Annotated in this window: 25 protein-coding genes; 5 read left to right on the forward strand and 20 right to left on the reverse strand. The window is 69.4% G+C overall.

Annotated elements, in window-relative coordinates; genetic code table 11:
* Window positions 1-4: 4 nt before the first annotated feature.
* The 19 genes from ACFONC_RS11760 to ACFONC_RS11850 all read right to left on the reverse strand — a co-directional run bounded on the left by ACFONC_RS11760 (window position 5) and on the right by ACFONC_RS11850 (window position 9370).
* Entirely contained in the window at window positions 5-469 is a 465-nt protein-coding gene (locus ACFONC_RS11760; protein ID WP_386744265.1) for a gp16 family protein, read from the reverse strand.
* Complete coding sequence (locus tag ACFONC_RS11765; protein WP_386744267.1) at window positions 466-753, reverse strand: hypothetical protein; 288 nt, start codon at window positions 751-753, stop codon at window positions 466-468. Before ACFONC_RS11765 ends, ACFONC_RS11760 begins: the two co-directional genes overlap by 4 nt.
* Entirely contained in the window at window positions 750-1250 is a 501-nt protein-coding gene (locus ACFONC_RS11770) for a hypothetical protein (RefSeq protein WP_386744269.1), read from the reverse strand. The genes ACFONC_RS11765 and ACFONC_RS11770 overlap by 4 nt, the downstream gene beginning before the upstream one ends.
* A complete protein-coding gene (locus tag ACFONC_RS11775) occupies window positions 1247-1465 on the reverse strand; it encodes a hypothetical protein (RefSeq protein ID WP_386744271.1) in 219 nt (72 codons plus the stop codon). Before ACFONC_RS11775 ends, ACFONC_RS11770 begins: the two co-directional genes overlap by 4 nt.
* Window positions 1465-1989 (reverse strand): host-nuclease inhibitor Gam family protein, encoded by a 525-nt coding sequence (locus ACFONC_RS11780; protein ID WP_386744272.1) that lies wholly within the window; start codon window positions 1987-1989, stop codon window positions 1465-1467. Before ACFONC_RS11780 ends, ACFONC_RS11775 begins: the two co-directional genes overlap by 1 nt.
* On the reverse strand, window positions 1986-2213 hold the full coding sequence (locus ACFONC_RS11785; RefSeq protein WP_386744274.1) for a helix-turn-helix domain-containing protein: 228 nt from the start codon (window positions 2211-2213) through the stop codon (window positions 1986-1988). Before ACFONC_RS11785 ends, ACFONC_RS11780 begins: the two co-directional genes overlap by 4 nt.
* Window positions 2214-2253: 40 nt before the next feature.
* Entirely contained in the window at window positions 2254-3003 is a 750-nt protein-coding gene (locus tag ACFONC_RS11790) for a hypothetical protein (protein WP_386744276.1), read from the reverse strand.
* Window positions 2996-3205, reverse strand: a complete 210-nt coding sequence (locus ACFONC_RS11795) for a hypothetical protein (protein ID WP_386744278.1) — start codon at window positions 3203-3205, stop codon at window positions 2996-2998. The genes ACFONC_RS11790 and ACFONC_RS11795 overlap by 8 nt, the downstream gene beginning before the upstream one ends.
* Window positions 3198-3524, reverse strand: coding sequence for a hypothetical protein (locus ACFONC_RS11800; RefSeq protein ID WP_386744280.1), 327 nt, complete (start codon window positions 3522-3524; stop codon window positions 3198-3200). The genes ACFONC_RS11795 and ACFONC_RS11800 overlap by 8 nt, the downstream gene beginning before the upstream one ends.
* On the reverse strand, window positions 3493-3903 hold the full coding sequence (locus ACFONC_RS11805; RefSeq protein WP_386744282.1) for a hypothetical protein: 411 nt from the start codon (window positions 3901-3903) through the stop codon (window positions 3493-3495). Before ACFONC_RS11805 ends, ACFONC_RS11800 begins: the two co-directional genes overlap by 32 nt.
* Window positions 3903-4112 (reverse strand): hypothetical protein, encoded by a 210-nt coding sequence (locus ACFONC_RS11810; RefSeq protein ID WP_386744284.1) that lies wholly within the window; start codon window positions 4110-4112, stop codon window positions 3903-3905. The genes ACFONC_RS11805 and ACFONC_RS11810 overlap by 1 nt, the downstream gene beginning before the upstream one ends.
* The gene (locus ACFONC_RS11815; RefSeq protein WP_386744286.1) at window positions 4109-4438 is read right to left on the reverse strand and encodes a hypothetical protein; all 330 of its coding nucleotides are present in this window, start codon (window positions 4436-4438) and stop codon (window positions 4109-4111) included. The genes ACFONC_RS11810 and ACFONC_RS11815 overlap by 4 nt, the downstream gene beginning before the upstream one ends.
* Window positions 4425-4796 (reverse strand): hypothetical protein, encoded by a 372-nt coding sequence (locus tag ACFONC_RS11820; protein ID WP_386744288.1) that lies wholly within the window; start codon window positions 4794-4796, stop codon window positions 4425-4427. Before ACFONC_RS11820 ends, ACFONC_RS11815 begins: the two co-directional genes overlap by 14 nt.
* The gene (locus tag ACFONC_RS11825) at window positions 4793-5110 is read right to left on the reverse strand and encodes a hypothetical protein (protein ID WP_386744289.1); all 318 of its coding nucleotides are present in this window, start codon (window positions 5108-5110) and stop codon (window positions 4793-4795) included. Before ACFONC_RS11825 ends, ACFONC_RS11820 begins: the two co-directional genes overlap by 4 nt.
* Window positions 5107-5844 (reverse strand): AAA family ATPase, encoded by a 738-nt coding sequence (locus ACFONC_RS11830; RefSeq protein WP_386744291.1) that lies wholly within the window; start codon window positions 5842-5844, stop codon window positions 5107-5109. Before ACFONC_RS11830 ends, ACFONC_RS11825 begins: the two co-directional genes overlap by 4 nt.
* Window positions 5844-8111: a DNA-binding protein gene (locus ACFONC_RS11835; protein ID WP_386744293.1), complete on the reverse strand. Its 2268-nt coding sequence runs from the start codon at window positions 8109-8111 to the stop codon at window positions 5844-5846. Before ACFONC_RS11835 ends, ACFONC_RS11830 begins: the two co-directional genes overlap by 1 nt.
* Window positions 8111-8566: a hypothetical protein gene (locus tag ACFONC_RS11840; RefSeq protein ID WP_386744295.1), complete on the reverse strand. Its 456-nt coding sequence runs from the start codon at window positions 8564-8566 to the stop codon at window positions 8111-8113. Before ACFONC_RS11840 ends, ACFONC_RS11835 begins: the two co-directional genes overlap by 1 nt.
* A gap of 202 nt (window positions 8567-8768) precedes the next feature.
* The gene (locus ACFONC_RS11845; RefSeq protein ID WP_386744297.1) at window positions 8769-9026 is read right to left on the reverse strand and encodes a hypothetical protein; all 258 of its coding nucleotides are present in this window, start codon (window positions 9024-9026) and stop codon (window positions 8769-8771) included.
* Complete coding sequence (locus tag ACFONC_RS11850) at window positions 9026-9370, reverse strand: helix-turn-helix domain-containing protein (RefSeq protein ID WP_386744299.1); 345 nt, start codon at window positions 9368-9370, stop codon at window positions 9026-9028. The genes ACFONC_RS11845 and ACFONC_RS11850 overlap by 1 nt, the downstream gene beginning before the upstream one ends.
* 103 nt (window positions 9371-9473) lie before the next feature.
* On the opposite strand from ACFONC_RS11850, the gene ACFONC_RS11855 reads away from it, so the two are divergent.
* From ACFONC_RS11855 to ACFONC_RS11875, 5 genes are all read left to right on the forward strand, one after another.
* Complete coding sequence (locus ACFONC_RS11855; RefSeq protein WP_386744300.1) at window positions 9474-10100, forward strand: hypothetical protein; 627 nt, start codon at window positions 9474-9476, stop codon at window positions 10098-10100.
* Window positions 10101-10880: 780 nt separating this feature from the next.
* Window positions 10881-11852 carry an aldo/keto reductase gene (locus ACFONC_RS11860; protein ID WP_386744301.1) on the forward strand — a complete coding sequence of 324 codons (972 nt, stop codon included), beginning with the start codon at window positions 10881-10883 and terminating at the stop codon, window positions 11850-11852.
* A gap of 82 nt (window positions 11853-11934) precedes the next feature.
* Complete coding sequence (gene hemP, locus ACFONC_RS11865; RefSeq protein ID WP_386744302.1) at window positions 11935-12132, forward strand: hemin uptake protein HemP; 198 nt, start codon at window positions 11935-11937, stop codon at window positions 12130-12132.
* Window positions 12133-12271: 139 nt separating this feature from the next.
* Window positions 12272-14515 carry a TonB-dependent hemoglobin/transferrin/lactoferrin family receptor gene (locus ACFONC_RS11870; RefSeq protein WP_386744303.1) on the forward strand — a complete coding sequence of 748 codons (2244 nt, stop codon included), beginning with the start codon at window positions 12272-12274 and terminating at the stop codon, window positions 14513-14515.
* Between the two features lie 49 nt (window positions 14516-14564).
* A complete protein-coding gene (locus tag ACFONC_RS11875) occupies window positions 14565-15536 on the forward strand; it encodes a DUF6607 family protein (RefSeq protein ID WP_386744305.1) in 972 nt (323 codons plus the stop codon).
* A gap of 73 nt (window positions 15537-15609) precedes the next feature.
* On the opposite strand, the gene ACFONC_RS11880 is transcribed toward ACFONC_RS11875, so the two are convergent.
* A complete protein-coding gene (locus ACFONC_RS11880; RefSeq protein WP_386744306.1) occupies window positions 15610-16740 on the reverse strand; it encodes a PDZ domain-containing protein in 1131 nt (376 codons plus the stop codon).
* Window positions 16741-16757: the final 17 nt, after the last annotated feature.

Consider the following 16757-nt stretch of genomic DNA (forward strand, 5'->3'; position numbering starts at 1 on the left):
CTTGTTACGTGTTACGCCTCGCTTGAGAGGCCGAACCTGTGTTAGGCCTCCGGTTCGCATCGATCTGCAGCGCGCTCACGAGCTTGTGCAGGTCGTGGTCGTTGAGCCATTCCACGCGGTTCACGTGGAACATGCGTTGCGCCATTTCGTGGGCGTAACTCCAGGGCTTCTTGCCGTCGGCGAGCAACGCGCCGACCTTGCGGACCATCGGGCGCCAGGTCTTTCGATCGCCGCTCGGTTGGCCGGCGTAGGCGCGCTTTCGATCGGCGTTCGAGGTGGCCTTGAAACCGAGCCGCGCCATCTCCGCCAGCACGGCGTTGCGCTCGGCATGGGTCATCGCGCCGGACGAGGCCTTGCCCGTCACGCGCTGCAGCAGGGCGCGGTACGTGGCGTCGTCCATGCCCAGCTGTTTGGCCGCCTGGTGGATGCGGCCGAGCTGCAGGTGGCGGGGGTCGGGCTTGGCGCTCACTCGCGCTCCTCGATCCGCACCAGCGTCGGGAACGCCTTGCTGCGCACCAGGCGGTGGCTGGCCGCGTCGCCGCGGCGCTCCAGGTACGTGACGGCCTGGTCGACGTGGTGCCAGCTGTCCATGCTGCAGGTCTTCAGGTCGAACCAGTCGTGATCGCTGCCGGCGACGCAGCGGCATTCGCACTGGATCAGCGCGGCCGAGGCCACGTCGGCGATCGACGCGGCCAGCTCGTGGATGTCGACCTCGGTCCAGCCGGCGACGGGGTGTTCGGCAACGGCGTTCATGACTTCTCCTCGAAGTGGACGATGTTCGGGAACGAGGGGTCGCGGACCAGGCGCCAGGGGAAGGCGTCGCCGCGCAGGTCGATGTAGAGCAGGGCATCGGCCACGGCCTTCAGGCGGGCGGCGTTGTCCTCCGGCGTGGCCTTCTCGTCCTGGCACGGCTTGCTGGTGTCGTAGACGTTGTGGTGACCGTGCTCCTTCCAGAAGGCCCAGCACTCGATCTCGGTGCGCACGCTGGCGTCGGCGATGCGCAGGGCGAGGTTGAGCACCTGCATGCTGTGCTCTTTGCTGGCCGTAGAAGACTCTTCGACCTCTTTGAGGCGCCACACCGTGAAGCAGTCGTGAGCCTCGATTTGCTTGAGACTGGTGGCGTCCGAGTACCCGAGCTTTCGGGCGAGCGCGCGCACGGCCATTTCCGCCGACTGCGTGCAGCTGGCCGTCTTGCCTTGCGCGCGGGCTGTGTATGTGCCGGTCGAGAAGCGGCAGGTGGCCCGGATCATGACTGCACCCCTTCGCGCTCTTCGTCGATGGCGTGCGCCGCCATGCGCAGCAGCTTCTGGGCGATCTGGACGGTTGCGCCGTCGACGGCGGCGGCGCACTCCATCGCTTCGAAGTAGACCGTGCCAGCTGCCGCGATGAGCGTGGCGTCGGCGCCGGCGTCCGGATCGGCGAGGACTTTCCGCATGTCCTCCCGGTTCAAGGAAACCTGGCCCATCACTGCACCTCCTCGATCTCGGTCTCGAAGGGCTTGATCACGAAGTCCTCGCCCTGGGAGATCGACAGGCCCTTGATGTCCTGGACGGCGCCGGGCTCGCCGAGGATGGCGGACTTGTCGACCTCTTCCTTGGTGCGCACGAAGCGCTCCAGGCCCAGGCGCTTGAGCGCCTCGATCACGATGCCTTCGCCGCGCACGGACACGCGCGGCGGGCGCACGCGCCAGGACACTTCACCGGCGGCGAACTTGGCGGTCTTGGTGCGGCCGTCGCGGGTCAGCTCGACGCGGTTGCCCTCGCACCACACCTGCACGGCCTGGCCGAGGTCCTTGATGACGGCGGCGTGCGGCAGCGCCTGCTCCTCGAAGCGGGCGCGCACGGCGGCGAGCTCCTCGTTCATGGCGGTGTTGATGGCGTCGCGCTGACGCTGGGCGGCGCCGATGTGGGCGATGGCGACGTTGACCTCCTCGCGGTTGGCGAAGGTGACCGCGACGGCGTCGGACTTGATGCGGGTTTTCTTGCTCATTGGGGGGACCTCGAAGTGTGGGGGTGGGTGCCGGTTGCCGCCGGGCTTGTGTCTCGCGCGAGGGGGTCGAACTGGCCGGTGGCCGCGAGGTAGGCGCGGCGCCAGCGGTGGGCGGTTGCGCGGTGGACGCCGAACTCGGCGGCGATCACCTCGTAGTGCGGGATCTGCCGCTGTTGCTGCATCCAGGTGACGAAGCGGATGGTCAGCTCGAAACCGGCTGCCATTGAGTTCTTCGATCCGTGCAGGACGCCGATGCAAGTCACGTCACGCCTCCAGCTGCTGCAGCGTGCGGACGGCCGCGCGTCGCAGGTCGACCAGGGCGCGCACCAGCTCGGCCGGGGCGTCGTACTCGCGCGCGGCGACCAGCGCGTCGCGGGTGTCGGCGTCGAGCATCCGGCACTGCTCCACCAGCCGGTGCGCCTTGAAGCGCTCGACCTGCGGGTTGTGGCGCACGGGCGGCGGGTCGCGCAGCAGCAGGTAGGCATCGCGGGCGCCGTTGCGCCGGGCGCGGATCCAGCCGGCGAGGACGCCGTCGGCGATGCCGCTGATCACGTCCAGGCGCGACCAGCCGTTGGGCACGTCAGGCAGGATCTGGTCGAGCATCCGCGCATCGTGCTTGTCGAGCACGGCGGCGAGTACGTCCTCGATGCGGCCCTGGGCGCGGTTGGCGGGGACCGGGCCGCTGGCGACAAGCTCGCCGGCAACGGTGCCGAGGCTGGCGGCGAACACCGGCGGTAGCTGCACACCCGCGCATGCAGCCGCTTCTGCGCTGAGGCCTTCGAAATCCCTGAGGCTCCGGGCGCGCTCCGCGGCGACATCGAGCAGCCGGTACTCGTAGGCCCGGTATTCGCCGCGGCGTTCGGCGCGGCCGTGCTTCCACAGCTGGCCGAGGATGACGTTCGCCGTCTTGCGGTGCTGCTCGGGCACGGCGTTCGACACCCAGCCGCAGGTGTGCCATTTGCCATCAGACATGACCGCGATCACCGAGGCGGTGAGGCCGACCTTCCTAGCCATTGCCAGGCACCTCCGCAATCTGCACCACCGCCAGCTTCGGTTCCGGCGCGACGGAGATCTCGCTCATGACCCGCAGGACCACGCGCGGGGCGCGGTCCTTCTCGACCAGGCGCGCGGCCTCGTCGGCGGCCATGTAGGGGTCGTCGTGGCGCTTGGCATCGCGCACGGCGTGCAGCGGCAGGACGACGTACTGGTCAGCCATTGGGCACCACCTGCGGCTTGAAGCCGCGCTCGGGGACCGGGCCGCGCGCGGGGCGCATGTACTCCAGCTGGCAGCCGTGGAAGTGGGCGGCCTCGACCACGGTGTGGCCGCCCATGCCGCTGGGCTCGCGGCGCTTGATGCCGACTTCGACGTTGGGCGGCATGCCGTTGACGACCAGCACCGGCCGGCGGCCGTTGCACAGGGTGGCGATGACCTCGATGCCGAGCTCTGCCAGGCGCAGCGTGACCACTGCCGCCTGCGTCATCTGGTTGGCCATGCCGTTGAACTCAACCGGCGCTGCGGGGGTTGCGTTGCTCATCGTGCTCTCCTTGTTCATCGGGATCGGGCAGACCGAGTTGCCCGTACAGGTCCGGCATGGCCACGCGCTTCATCGCGGCGACCTGGCGGAGGGTGGAAACCGCGCGCCGCGTGAGGAACACGCAGGTGCGGTTGAGGTCATCGGCGTCGGCGGCGTGGTGGTAGCCCGACTCGGGCGTGGCGCACACGGCGTGGCCGTCGTTGCGCAGCTGCTCGATCACCTGGCGCAGGCGGCGTTCGTCCGCCGGCTCCGCGGTGGTCCCGAGGATCTCGCTGGCCAGCGCCTTGGCGCTGGCGCCGTTGGCGGCGCCGGGGCGGCGCACCAGGGCGTCGAGCACGGTGTGCGGTGTGATCTCGCGGGTGAGCAGCTGGAGTTGCATCAGTCGCCGCTCACCTGGCTGACCGGGTTCCGCCCCTGTACCTGGGCGTTGATCGCCTCCTGCTCCTGCGCCAGGCGCAGGACGTGTTCGTCGACCTGGCGGCCGAGGGCGGCCAGCGCGCTGGCACGGGTGCCGCGGTCGACGCCGGGCGCGTGGGCGATCTTGTTGACGACGGCGCTGGCTTCGGCCAGCAGCTTCGTGGTGCTCATGATTCGGCTCCTCGACGGTTGGGACACTTCGGGCAGGTGTTGGCCAGCTGCACGCGCAGGTGGTTGGTGGCGGCGAAGGGCTGGCGCTGGTATTCCAGGCAGCGGTTGCGGGGCAGCTCGCCGACGACGGGGCACTCGACGGTCAGGCCCATCAGGGCGCCTTCGACCTTCTGTCGAACGGCCTTCGAATCGCCCTTGTAGTTGCCGTTGAGCACGGCGCTGACCACGGCCTGGGAGTAGCCGATCGCCTCGGCGGTCTTCTTGCCGCCGTGGGCCTTGCGGTGCGCGCGCAGGGCGTCGATCCAGTCGGTTTCACTCGGTGCCATCAATGCGGTACTCCTGTTCGGTGTTGTGGTCGTAGACCACGGCCCCGCGCTGCAGCACCGACGGGCACGCCGGCCCGCTGTTGCGCACGAGGACATAGGTGGTGGGCTCGTGGCGGCCGCGGTTGCCGTGCCGCGCGCGGACGAAGCCGGCGCGCGCGAGGATCTGAAGGAAGCGCTGCACGCTCTTCTTGTTGTCCTGCTCGGCCACGGCCATCAGCTCGCCGACGGTCGTGGACCGCAGGATCCGCAGCGCGCGCCACAGCGTGCCGCGCATGTGCCCGTCGCCCTTGGTGCGGGCGATGCGGGCGCCGATGCTGCGGGTGGCGTAGCCGGCGTGCTTGGCGGCGCGCTGGGTCATTCCGGCAGCACCAGGGATTGCGGCAGCGCCAAGGGTTCGAGCGCGGCGCGCAGGCCGCTACGGAAGACCGCATCGGCGTGGGCGTCCCAACCCCGCAGGAACATCGTCCATTCGGCGGCGGTATGACCTGGACCGCGCTCTGGACGACCGGGCCGCTCTTCGCCGTCGGCCCGGTGTGCCGCTTCGAGCAATGCGACGTAGCGCGTGCGCAACTGACGCAGGGGGATCGTCTGCTCATAGCTGCAGCCGGCGAGCCGCAGCTTCTGCTCGGCTTCGTGCAGCACGACCACCGCGTCCAGCGCTTCGGCGCTCATGCCGTCACCGCCTGCAGGCGCTTGCGCGGCGCACCGGCGCCCAGGAAGAAGTCGGCGCCGCGCGGCCAGTCGGCCAGCGCCACCTTGCCGGTGCCGCGGGCGCGGGCGTGCTGCTCGATCTTGCCCAGGCCGACGACGATGTTGCGCACGCTGCCGCCGGCGCGGGCGTGCAGCTCGGCGACCAGGTCGTCGGCGACGTCGACCTCGCACAGCTCCTTTGCGAGCAGCTTCGCGTCCTGAACGGTGGACGGCTGGAACTGCACCCACTGCGCCATGCGGCCGGACAGCTGCGGGCTGAGCGAGATCCGGCGGTCGATGCCGGCCATGCCGATCAGGATCACCGGCACGCTCGACAGGTCGTGCACGTCGCGCAGGGTGTCGATCAGGCGGCTCTGGCCGACGACGTAGTCGGCTTCGTCGACGAACAGCGGGCGGCCGGTCTCGGCCAGCTTGCCGACGATGGCGTCGACGGTCTGCGCGACGCGGGCGCGGGGGGCGATGTTGAGCTCGCGCGTGATGGAGTCGAGCAGGCTGGTCGGCGTGCTGGTGGCCATCGCGCGGACGTAGACGCCGTGCTGGCGCGTGGCCAGCCAGGCGATGGCGGTGGACTTGCCCAGGCCGGTCTCGCCGAAGCACAGGCCCATGCCGGGCATGCCCGGCGAGCGGGTGAGCAGCGCCTCGCCGGCTTCGGCCAGGCGCGCGACGTTGGACACCGGAACGATCTTGGTGCGCATCAGGGTTCTCCTTGTTGTGCCCGGGAAAGTCGATCGAAGGCAGCGCCGTCGGGCAGCAGCGCGGCAAATTCATCGGGGAGGCCGAAGGCCGAGGGTCCGAAGTCCTCGAACATCGTCCAGCGGCCGAGGAACTCGGCCGACGTGAGGTGGTTGCGCAGGAAACGACGCTCGATGTCGTCGCGCTCGCCCTCTGGCTTCATCAGCGAGCGCAGCGCGCGGCGGAAGCGGTCCTCGGCGGTTTCGTCCTGGGCCTGCTCACCGCGCATGGCGTCGCGCAGGTTGGCCAGGTGGTCGAGGGTGACCGGCTCGGCCGGCGGCGCCTGCGTTCCCGCCTCGTACTGCTCCAGCGCGTCGGCCGCGTCGCCGGCGGCCTCGATGGCGGGCGTGAGGTGCACGACGTTGGGCGCGGGTAGCGTGCCGAGCGATGCGTTCTGCCGGGCCTTGTGGTCGAGGATGTCGCGCGCGAGGTCGGCGGTGTTGGCCTTGCGGCCGAGCGCCTTGAGCTCGCGCTTCTTCTGCTGCATCGCGGCCGCCTGGCGCGCCTTGCCCTCGATGGCGATCTCGCGGCGGGACACGCCGGCGACCTCGGGGCACTCGGCGATGCACAGGAACTGCTCGCCGTGGTAGACGACGATGCGGCCCAGGTCGCCATCGTCCTGGCGCACCAGCACGTCCTGGCCGACGACGCTGGCCAGCTCGGGCGCGATGTAGACCAGGTTGTCGATGCGCAGGCCTTTCTTGGTCACGCGGCGCATGGCGCCGCCGCCGAGCAGCAGGTCCAGCGCGCGCACGTCGCCGATGCGGTTCACGACGTCGCGCAGCTGCGCGTAGCGCTCGAACGGCGTGCAGCCGAGGCCTTCGTGCTTCTCGTGCTCGTAGTAGTGGCGGCACCAGTCGTCGCAGAACGCCTGCAGCTCGGCGGCGGTGAGCTTGAGCTCGATGACCTCGTTCTTCTTGAACAGCCGCTCGGCGAAGGACTTGCCGGCGCGCAGCGCCTGGGCCTCGGCGACGTTGTGGCCGCTGTAGCCGGGCAGCAGCTCCAGCAGCGAGTGGCTGAAGGTGCGGAACGCGCGCTCGATGTTGCCCTTCTCCCAGGGGGAAAACGGCGCGCTGAAGCGGGCGTCGATGTGCAGCGCGGTGAGCATGGAACCCACGCGCTGGCTGGCGTAGTCGCGGCCGTTGTCGACCTTGATCGCCTCGGGCACGCCCCACTCGATGATCGCGCGGCGCATGACCTGGGTGACGGCCTCGGCGCTGCTGGTCTTGCACACGTGCAGGCGGAAGCCGCGCCAGGCCACGTCGATGACGCCGACCAGGTTGTAGCGGCCGTCGACCAGCTGCAGGTCGGCCGGGGTGCTGTCGAGCATCCACAGCTGGCAGGCGCGCGTGACGGACTCGCTGAGCGAGCCGAAGCCGGACATGTAGCGGTTCTTCCAGGCGTCGGGGTTGGCGACGGCCAGGAGGACTTCGGCGTTGTCGCGCTTCCAGCGCGCGAGCCAGTCCTGGACGGTGCGCAGCTTGGGCAGGTCGTCACGCTCTGCGAAGCGCGCCTGCAGGGCTTCGAACACCAGCTTGGCGCTGATGTGCGGCTTGTCGGCGATCAGGCCGATGGTGAAGTCGTGCAGCTGCGGGGCGGTGTCGAGCACGCCGGTGCCGGCGCGGTTGCCATAGCCGCCGGCGAGTGCAGCCGGGCCCTGGGTCTTGTTGAGGTGGCGCCAGCGCCGCAGGGTGCGCGGCGCCAGTGCGGCGCCGGTGTGCATGCGCACGGTGATCGGCACGGTCAGCTCGCCGCTGTTGTAGGCGTCGCAGAACTCGGCCATCGCGGCGCAGATGCCCAGCTGACGGTTGTGGGCGAAGGTGGCCAGCAGCGCGAGCAGCGCGAGCTTGGCGTCCATGCGCTCGCGGGACTTGCCGGTGAGCGCGGCCGCGCTGGCCAGGCCGGTCTCGCGGGTGCGCTTCTGCACGGCGCCGTCGACCTTCGCGGCGATCGCCAGCTTGCGGGACAGCTGGTTGCCCTGGGCGAAGGCGTCGGAGGCGAGCGCCTGGGTCTTGCTGAGCGCGGCGCGGCGACCGATGTCGTCGCGCGCTTGCTGCGGCAGCGAGTCGAAGGCGTATTCCCAGCCCTTGCCGCGCAGGCGGCGGCGCTTCATCCAGCCCTCGCGCTCGGCTTGCTTGTGCACGCCGCGTTCGGTGGTGGGCAAGCCGGCAACGCCGGCCAGCTGTGCAGGCACGTACCAGTGCATCCCCTGGATTCCCCCGTCGGCCATCAGCGGACACTCCTCCGCAGCTGGCGCAGTTCTTTCAGGCGGTCGTCGATCTCGGATCGATCGCCTTGCAGGCGTCCGATCTCGGCGTCGATCGCGGCAGGGCCGAGGACCATGCGCCCGCCACGCACCGAGGCGTTCCAGTCGCTGTAGATCGTGCTGTCGCACGCCACTTCGAGCGCCGGCATCAGATACGCCGGTGCGTTGAAGGACTCGCGCGACTCGGCGGTGTAGCCGTCGAGCATCGCCTTGGACACATCCTTGCCGGTGAGGCGCGAGACCTTGGCCGCGATCATTGCGCGGTCCATCTCGGGGTCCCGTGCCTTCGCGACCGCCAGCATTTCGCTGACCAGGAAGGCCACTTGCGTGCGGTAGTCCATGCTCCCGGGGACGCTCGGTGCCGGGCGCGGAATCGCGGCGAAAAGCTCCCCCGTGAGGCCATCGGAGCGGCGGCTCATACGATGGCCCCACGGGTCGGCCGCTGCGCGCTCACGCAGGCGGATACGTCGCCTCCTCGCCGCGGGGGAGGAGCCGGGTTGGAGGCCGCCACCACGTGGCAAACCTGCGCGCGCACTGCCGGGGTTTTCGCGGAACGACTCGCGGGGCACTCTCCGGCTGATCCCCACCCGTTGGCCCGGGCCAGGCTGTGCTGCTGACGGCTCATGCCCGGCGCTCCTCGCCGGCGTAGGCCGGCGGGCACTCGGCCACCATTTCGCGGATGCGGGCGAGCAGCTGGTCGAGTTCCTCGAACAGCGGATCGAAGGTCTGCGGGTAGACCGGCAGCGGCGCGCATTCGCGCTCGGCCGGCGGCGCCCAGGTGCCGGTGCCGACCAGGTCGTCGTTGCCACGCTGGACGCCTGCCAGGCCGTCGTCGCCGAGGCGGAAATCGCTGGGCGCGTAGATAGGCCGGGTATCCATCAGGCACCCGCCTTTTGTCGATTGCGCGCGAGGCGCAGCCTGCTAGGCTTGGCGCCGTGGGGCAGCATCGGCTTCGGGCCGGAGGGGCCGCGGTTCGGCTTCCCGTCGCGCCCGTACCGGCTCGGCCAGATCGTGGCCGGCGCCACGCCGATGGCCTCGGCGATGATCCCCTCCGCCAGCGGGTATGGCCGGCGCAGGGCCGTGGTCAGGCTGTTCTCGTTGCCATACCCGTTGAGCTTGGCCAGCTGCCGCAGGGAGTACCCCTTCATGCGCAGCGCGGCGACCACCTCGGCGGGGTGCCAGTCCTCTGGGCTGGTTTTTTTTGCGGCTGGGCGTGCTGTCACGTCGAGTCCGAATAGCGGGTGATGTCTGGGCGATAGATATACCCGCACATTTTCTAGCGCGCAAGAGTTTTTTCTAGTTCCGATTCGAGCAGGAGGGCGAGAGGTGCCAAGGAAGCAAAAAATTGGCGATGCTTCAGGGACTTACGCGCGAATCGGAACAGGCGATGACGGTTCCGATTCCGGTTCCGATTCGCAGCTGGAGCTGGCCCCGGGAATCGGAACGCGCATATCTGCGGCGGCCAGCAAGCTGCCGACCCGCATATTCGCGGCTCGCCGGATGGGCATTTCTCCGGACATGCTGCAGCGCTACATCCGGGAGGAGAGCCAGCCGTCCTTCAAGCCGCTGGCGCGCCTGTGCCTGCTCACGGGCACCTCGATGCACTGGATGGCATCTGGCGAGGAAGAAAAAGTCTCGGATCAGCCGGCCGCCGCGTCTCACGCGTTGAGCGAGGAGCACCTGACCATCGCGCTCGAATTCGCGGACAGGGCAATCGGCGTGGGCTGGCTCCCACGGCCGCGCTACGCCCGGCTGGTGCGTCTGCTCTACGACGGGATTTCCCAGGGCCTGCCGATGGCGCAGGTAGAGCAGTTCGCCCGTTCCGCCGCTAAATCGTTGGCAGAAGGGGGGAATGTGGATGACGGTGAGCAGGAAGTGGGTGGCGGAGGTGGAGGCGGTTCTGGCGGAGGTGGTACACCGCCGCCCCTGCTCCCAGGGCAGGGCGTCTACTGATTCGGCGGCCTGGGATCGCTATCAGAACGAACAGCGGCTGCAGGCGCCCGCGCCGCTGGAGCAGACGCCCAGGGCACGTGGAATCCGCGAGATCATCCGCATCAGCAGCTGGTACCGCGGGCTGGAGAGCGAGATCCCTCGGGCCTTGGACGCCGCACATGCGTCCCGCCTCGAAGATCTCGACGAGACCGCCCTCGACCAGCTGCTCGCCCGGATGCGCCTACTGGAGGACAACATCCAGAACGGTGGGGAAGCCCCGGACGCCCCGGCGGCCCGCTGATTGGACAAACCATGCTGCGCCGGAGGCCCGCATCGCCCCGGCGCGAACAAAACCATGCTGCGCCGGCGCTTTTTTTTCTGGCCCTTCGAAATGCTCTGAAACCCGCATCACAGCGGGCTTTCATCCCATTTCATCCCGCTTTTTCCCTGTCTATCCCGGATGGATGGAAGTGGCCACACCACACTGCGGGGAAGATCGGGTCCGCGGAGCCGGCGGGATTTTTCGAAGGGGCATCCTGCCCCTGCGAAAAACGCCGCACATCCATGTGCGGCGCCCTTTGGGTCTTGTCCGCCGGCTCCGCCGCTACGGAGGGGCCCCCGAAGATCAAGATCAAAAGCGACGGCCAAAGCCTCGACTCCCGCGCCCGTCTGTAGGAGCGGCGGAAGCCGCGAGCCCTTCGCGACCACAGCCATGTCGACACGCTTTCGAATGTCGATACCCCTAGACTGGCCGCCTTTCCAACAGCATCGCCGGGCCGCGTCCGGCAGCAGGGGTCCTCCATGCAATACCGTCGCCTCGGTTCTTCCGGCCTGCAGCTGTCCGCGCTGTCCTTCGGCGCCTGGGCCACGTTCGGCGGCCGGGTCGCGCGCGGCGAGGCGCGCAACCTGATTGCCGCGGCCTGGGACCACGGAATCAATTTCTTCGACAACGCCGAGACCTACGCCAACGGCGTCGCCGAACAGGTGATGGGTGACGTAATCAGCGACCTGCGCCTGCCGCGCGACGGCTTCGTCGTGTCGAGCAAGGTGTTCTTCGGCGCCATGGACGATCCGCGGCCGACGCAGAAGGGCCTGTCGCGCAAGCACGTGCGCGATGCCTGCGACGCGGCATTGAAGCGCCTGCGCGTGGACTACCTCGACCTGTACTACTGCCACCGTCCCGATCCGGACACGCCAGTGGCCGAGACGGTGGCGGCCATGGACGCGCTCGTCCGCCAGGGCAAGGTGCTGTACTGGGGCACGTCCGAGTGGCCGGCCGAACGCATCCGCGAGGCGCACGAGGCCGCGCGCGCGGGTGGTTTCCAGGCGCCGACCATGGAACAGCCGCAGTACAACCTGCTGCACCGCGAGCGGGTCGAGGCCGAATACGCGCCGCTCTACGCCGACTTCGGCATGGGCACCACGACCTGGTCGCCGCTGGCCTCCGGCCTGCTGACCGGCAAGTACAACGACGGCGTGCCGGACGGCTCGCGCATGGCCAGCGAGGATTACGCGTGGCTGCAGCGCGACGTGCTCGGCGATGCCGCGTCGCGGCGCCTGCCGCGCGCGCGCGCGTTCACCGCGCTGGCCACGGAGCTGGGCGTCGGGCCGGCGCCGCTCGCGATCGCCTGGTGCCTGCGCAACCCGCACGTGTCGAGCGTGATCCTCGGCGCCAGCCGGGTGGCGCAGCTGCTGCAGAACCTGGAGGCGCTGGATGTCGCCGGACGCGTCGACGAGGGCGGCTGGGCGCGGGTCGAGGCGGCGATGGCGTAGGGGCTGCGGGAAATCCAGGAAACCGCTTGACAGGCAAATGAGAATCATTAGCATTGATCACCCCAATCGAGGGAGTCGATCGATGCTTGCCGTCCACCCGCACGCGCACGACCCGTCCCACACCACGCATCACACAGCCGAACGGCCGTCCGCGGTCGAGACCGTCGAAATCGACAGCACCCGCCTGCTCAAGGGCCAGCGCGAACTGCTGATCCGCCACGGCAACGAGTGCTATCGGCTGCGGCATACCCGTAACGACAAGCTGATCCTGACCAAGTAGGTCAGGCGGGTCCGGGGGTTCGCCCGGCCCCGTTGCTTCCGGTCGTGGACCGGAATGCCAACCCTCTCTCCAGGCCGCCCGCCACCGGTACCCCGGACGCCAGCTCGCCGACCGTTTTCCACCTTCGACGAGTCCTTCCATGCGTCCCAACCTGTTGTCGTTCGCGCTGTGCCTGGCGTTGCCGGGCATGGCCCTCGCCCATGGCGAATCTTCCGCTGCCGAAGCCGCTCCGGCCGGTGTCGAAACCACCGAGTTCGACCGCGTCGTGGTCACCGCCACCCGCACCGAGCGCGCGATCGCCGACGTGCCCAACACCGTCGACGTGATCGACCGCGAGCGCATGGACGAGATCCTGGCGCGCGACCTCAAGGATCTGTTCCGGTACGAGCCGGGCATCACCGTCACTTCCGGCTTCGGCCGCTTCGGCATCGGCGGCATCCGCATCCGCGGCCTCGACGGCAACCGTGTGCGCATCCAGACCGACGGCATCCCGGTGTCGGACGCCTTCCTGATCGGCAGCTTCTCCGACGCCAACCGCAACTTCGTCGACATCGACACGCTCAAGCGGGTCGAAGTCGTGCGCGGGCCGACCAGTTCGCTTTACGGCTCCGACGCCCTCGGCGGCGTGGTGTCGTTCGTGACCAAGGACCCTTCGGACTATCTGGAGGAAGGCAAGGACGCCTATTTCGGCCTGCGCCTGGGCTACGAAGGCGCCTGGGACGGCCTGTTGGCCGGTGCCACGGCCGCGTTCGGCGGCGAGCGCTGGTCGGGCATGGCGGTGGTCAACCATCGCCAGGGGCAGGAACCGGAGAACCAGGGCACGGTGGGCGGCGAGGGCAGCGCGCGCACGCGGCCCAACCCGCAGGACCGCGACGGCCGCAGCCTGCTGTCCAAGCTGGTGTTCGCGCCGAGCGCGGAACAGCGCTTCCGCCTGACCGTGGAAGGCAACGAGGACGCCGCCGACACCGACGTGCTGACCTCCCATGGCCTGCAGGGCCTGACCGGTGCGAACAACCTGCTGGTCACCGCCGACGACCACCAGACGCGCGCGCGGGTGTCGTTCGCGCACGAGATGGACAACGTCGGCGCCGGCTTCGCCGACAGCCTGGACTGGCAGGTCTATCGCCAGGACAGCGAAACCACCCAGGACACCATCGAAGTGCGGCGCACCGCGGGTGGCGTCAACGAGCGCCGCGAGCGCGAGTTCAACTTCGACCAGCGGCTGTACGGCGTGCAGCTGAACCTGCGCAAGGAGTTCGAGACCGGCAGCGTGCGCCACGCATTGGCCTACGGCCTGGACGTCTCGCGCACCGAAACCCGGCAGAAGCGCGACGGCCGCGTGTATAACCTCGACACCGGCATGGTCAGCAACGCGATGTTGCCGGACGTGTTCCCGGTGCGTGATTTCCCGGTCAGCAAGACCACCAACGCGGCGCTGTACCTGCAGGACGAGATCAGCTTCGCCGCCGGCGCGTTCCGCCTGGTCCCGGCCGTGCGCGTGGACCGCTATGAACTGCGGCCCGAGTTGGACCCGATCTTCGCCGAGGACAACCCGGGCGTGGCGGTGGCCGACCTCGACAAGACCAGCGTGTCGCCGAAGCTGGGCGCGGTGTGGCATTTCGCGCCGGACTGGTCGCTGTTCGGCGGCTACGCGCGCGGCTTCCGCTCGCCGCCGTACGGCGACGTCAACATCGGTTTCACCAACGTGATGTTCGGCTACACCGCCATCGCCAACCCGGACCTGAAGCCGGAAACCAGCGACGGCATCGAACTGGGCGTGCGCTACGTCGGCGAAGCGGTCTACGCCAGCCTGTCCGGTTACGACAACCGCTACCACGACTTCATCGAGTCGTTCGCCTTCGTCGGCTTCAACGACGCCGGGCTGATGGTGTTCCAGTCGCGCAACGTGTCCGATGCGCGCATCCGTGGCGTCGAGTTCCGCGGCGGGATCGATTTCGGCGCGCTGTCGCCGGCGATGGACGGCTGGTCACTGCGCGCGGCCGCGGCCTGGGCGCGCGGCGACAACCGCACCGACGACGTGCCGCTCGAATCGGTCGACCCGCTCACCGCGACCCTGGGCGTTGCCTACAACACTGACACCTGGGGCGCCGAGCTGGCCGGCCGCTTCGCCGGCCGCAACGACCGCCTGCCGCCGGCGGCCGAAGGGGAGTACTTCGAGACCCCTGGCCATGGCGTGCTCGACCTGCTGGCGCACTGGGAGTTCGCGCCGGGCGCGAAGATCAACGCCGGCATCTTCAACCTCACCGATCGCCGCTATTTCGACCTCGGCAGCATGGGCCTGGTCAGCCGCGACAGCGCCACGCTCGACCGCTACACCGCGGCCGGCCGCAATCTTTCGCTCAGCGTCGCCTTCGCATGGTGACGCGTTTGATCCGACGATACCCACGTTCCATCCAAACCGGAGAACCGCAATGAAATCCACACTGGCAGCCGCGCTGGCACTTTCGGCGTTCGCCACCGGCATCGCGGGCGCACAGGACCCGCACCCCGCAACGGCCGCGCCCGACCAGGCTCGCGACCGCGCCTCGATCCTCGCCATGCAGGGCGAGCACATCGTCGACTTCGCCTTCGACGAGACGGTCCTGCTGAAGGAAGGCTACGAGCGCAGCCCGGCGATGCGCAGCGGCGGCGACGAGGTGGTGATCGTGGTCGAGGACACGCCCACGCGCGTGGTGCTGCAGCACATCCTGGTGGATGCGAAGAGCGGCCATGTCACCAAGCACTGGCGCCAGGACTGGGTCTACGAGGCGCCCACGCGCTTCGAGTTCAGCGCCGACCAGACCTGGACCGTGCGTGCGCTGTCGCCAGAGGAAACCCGCGGCGCCTGGACCCAGTGCGTGTACGAGGTCAGCGACGCGCCGCGCTACTGCGGCACCGGCAAGTGGAGCTACGACAACGGCATCGCGACCTGGACCAGCGACCTCACCGCGCGCCCGCTGCCGCGGCGCGAGTACACCAAGCGCGACGACTACAACGTGGTGATCGGCATCAACCGCCACACCATCACGCCCAGGGGCTGGACCCACGAGCAGTTCAACACCAAGACCATGCGCAAGCCGGACGGCAGCCAGGTCGAGCTGGCGCGCGAGTTCGGTTTCAACGACTACCGGAAGGTCGACGACATCGACTTCCGGCCTGCCTACGACTACTGGAAGGCGACGAAGGATTTCTGGGCGCAGGTGCGCGAACGCTGGGACGGCTTCCTGGCGCAGTCGCCGGGCGTGCACATGAAGACAAAGATCGACGGCATGGCGATGATCATGCCGCTGTTCGAGCAGGCCGAGGCGATCCAGGGCGGCGCGGCGGTGGACGAGGCCGCGATCGACGCGGTGTTCGCGCAGTGGGTCGAGCCGGTGCCCGCCGCAGCCGTGGCATCGCACTGACGCAGGTCGGGGCTACGCCCCGACGCCGCGAAGACGGAATCACGCCAGGAACCGTCGGGGACGTAACCCCGACCTACGCGGCCGGCGCCTTCGGCGCCGCGGGAGCGGCGGGCGGAGGTGGAGGCGCCATCGCCTGCGGGGCTGTCGGGGCGGCCGGTGGCGATGGTGCCTTCGGCGGTTTCGGCGGGGCGGGTGGTGCCGGCGGCAGCGGCGGCAGTGGCGCGAGTTCCGGCACCACGACCCGGGCATTGCCCGCCTTGCGGTCGCGCAGGTAGTCGATGGACACCTTCGTGCCGCCGGGCTTGTCGCCCATCGCAGCCATCGCCTCGCGCGGGCTGGCCACGGCCTTGCCGTCGATGCGCTGGATCACGTCGCCCGCCTGCAGGCCGGCCAGGTCGCCGCTCGAAAGCACCAGAACGCCGCGGTCGGTGCCGAAATAGCGGCCGAGCTGCTTGTCGATGGTGGCCAGGTTCAGGCCGTTCCAGCGGAAGGCGGACATCAGCACCACGGTATCGCAGGCTCGGTCCGTGCACTCCATTCCGGAAGAAAGGCGGGCGATCTCCCTGGAGACACCAGGAGGCGCAGCCCCCGGGCGATAGAACTCGATGCTGTCGCCGCTGACCTGGGTGGCTCCATTGTCGGAGCGCGCGATGCGCACGCTTCCCTCGGCGCGCGCCAACGACCCGTCGTTGCGCAGGATGTAGACGCCCTGATCGACCCGGGGTGTCACTTCCACGCTGTCAGGCTTGCCGTCGCGCACGTAGCCGATCCGGACCGCCGCGTCGCTCTCCATGTCCGACAGCAGTCGTTGTGCGTCGCGCAGGCGTCGCGTGCCGCTGCTGCCCTCCAGTTGCCTGCCATCGATCATGACGATGCGGTCGCCGGTCCTGAGCCCGGCATCTTCCGCGCTGCTGCCCGGCGTGACGGCAGTGATCCGGACGCCCGCCACCTCGTCCGGTGACAGCACCACGCCGATCACCGGGCGCAGCTGCAGCGACGGAGGCGACAGGATGCCGCGACGGAGGAAGCGTTCTTCCGTCGGCTGCCGGCGCTCCTTGCGGATATTCTCGACGGCCCGCGAAACGTTCCGGTCGGGGTGATGGGCGATTTTCCCCACCGCCTGTGCCTGCGCGTGCGCCGGCACCGCGGCGGCCAAGCCGGCCGCCAGTGCGGTCGCCAGCAGGAACCTGATCGTGTTGTTCATGATGCCTCCATGGAGTA

Origin of the sequence: Luteimonas soli (assembly GCF_042648865.1) — a bacterium.
Lineage (GTDB): Bacteria > Pseudomonadota > Gammaproteobacteria > Xanthomonadales > Xanthomonadaceae > Luteimonas > Luteimonas soli.

Coding starts and splice junctions, on each gene's coding strand:
- ACFONC_RS11765 (WP_386744267.1), bottom strand. CDS start 753: ATGAACGCCGTTGCCGAACACCCCGTCGCCGGCTGGACCGAGGTCGAC.
- ACFONC_RS11770 (WP_386744269.1), bottom strand. CDS start 1,250: ATGATCCGGGCCACCTGCCGCTTCTCGACCGGCACATACACAGCCCGC.
- ACFONC_RS11775 (WP_386744271.1), bottom strand. CDS start 1,465: ATGGGCCAGGTTTCCTTGAACCGGGAGGACATGCGGAAAGTCCTCGCC.
- ACFONC_RS11780 (WP_386744272.1), bottom strand. CDS start 1,989: ATGAGCAAGAAAACCCGCATCAAGTCCGACGCCGTCGCGGTCACCTTC.
- ACFONC_RS11785 (WP_386744274.1), bottom strand. CDS start 2,213: ATGGCAGCCGGTTTCGAGCTGACCATCCGCTTCGTCACCTGGATGCAG.
- ACFONC_RS11790 (WP_386744276.1), bottom strand. CDS start 3,003: ATGGCTAGGAAGGTCGGCCTCACCGCCTCGGTGATCGCGGTCATGTCT.
- ACFONC_RS11795 (WP_386744278.1), bottom strand. CDS start 3,205: ATGGCTGACCAGTACGTCGTCCTGCCGCTGCACGCCGTGCGCGATGCC.
- ACFONC_RS11800 (WP_386744280.1), bottom strand. CDS start 3,524: ATGAGCAACGCAACCCCCGCAGCGCCGGTTGAGTTCAACGGCATGGCC.
- ACFONC_RS11805 (WP_386744282.1), bottom strand. CDS start 3,903: ATGCAACTCCAGCTGCTCACCCGCGAGATCACACCGCACACCGTGCTC.
- ACFONC_RS11810 (WP_386744284.1), bottom strand. CDS start 4,112: ATGAGCACCACGAAGCTGCTGGCCGAAGCCAGCGCCGTCGTCAACAAG.
- ACFONC_RS11815 (WP_386744286.1), bottom strand. CDS start 4,438: ATGGCACCGAGTGAAACCGACTGGATCGACGCCCTGCGCGCGCACCGC.
- ACFONC_RS11820 (WP_386744288.1), bottom strand. CDS start 4,796: ATGACCCAGCGCGCCGCCAAGCACGCCGGCTACGCCACCCGCAGCATC.
- ACFONC_RS11825 (WP_386744289.1), bottom strand. CDS start 5,110: ATGAGCGCCGAAGCGCTGGACGCGGTGGTCGTGCTGCACGAAGCCGAG.
- ACFONC_RS11830 (WP_386744291.1), bottom strand. CDS start 5,844: ATGCGCACCAAGATCGTTCCGGTGTCCAACGTCGCGCGCCTGGCCGAA.
- ACFONC_RS11835 (WP_386744293.1), bottom strand. CDS start 8,111: ATGGCCGACGGGGGAATCCAGGGGATGCACTGGTACGTGCCTGCACAG.
- ACFONC_RS11840 (WP_386744295.1), bottom strand. CDS start 8,566: ATGAGCCGCCGCTCCGATGGCCTCACGGGGGAGCTTTTCGCCGCGATT.
- ACFONC_RS11845 (WP_386744297.1), bottom strand. CDS start 9,026: ATGGATACCCGGCCTATCTACGCGCCCAGCGATTTCCGCCTCGGCGAC.
- ACFONC_RS11860 (WP_386744301.1), top strand. CDS start 10,881: ATGCAATACCGTCGCCTCGGTTCTTCCGGCCTGCAGCTGTCCGCGCTG.
- hemP (WP_386744302.1), top strand. CDS start 11,935: ATGCTTGCCGTCCACCCGCACGCGCACGACCCGTCCCACACCACGCAT.
- ACFONC_RS11870 (WP_386744303.1), top strand. CDS start 12,272: ATGCGTCCCAACCTGTTGTCGTTCGCGCTGTGCCTGGCGTTGCCGGGC.
- ACFONC_RS11875 (WP_386744305.1), top strand. CDS start 14,565: ATGAAATCCACACTGGCAGCCGCGCTGGCACTTTCGGCGTTCGCCACC.
- ACFONC_RS11880 (WP_386744306.1), bottom strand. CDS start 16,740: ATGAACAACACGATCAGGTTCCTGCTGGCGACCGCACTGGCGGCCGGC.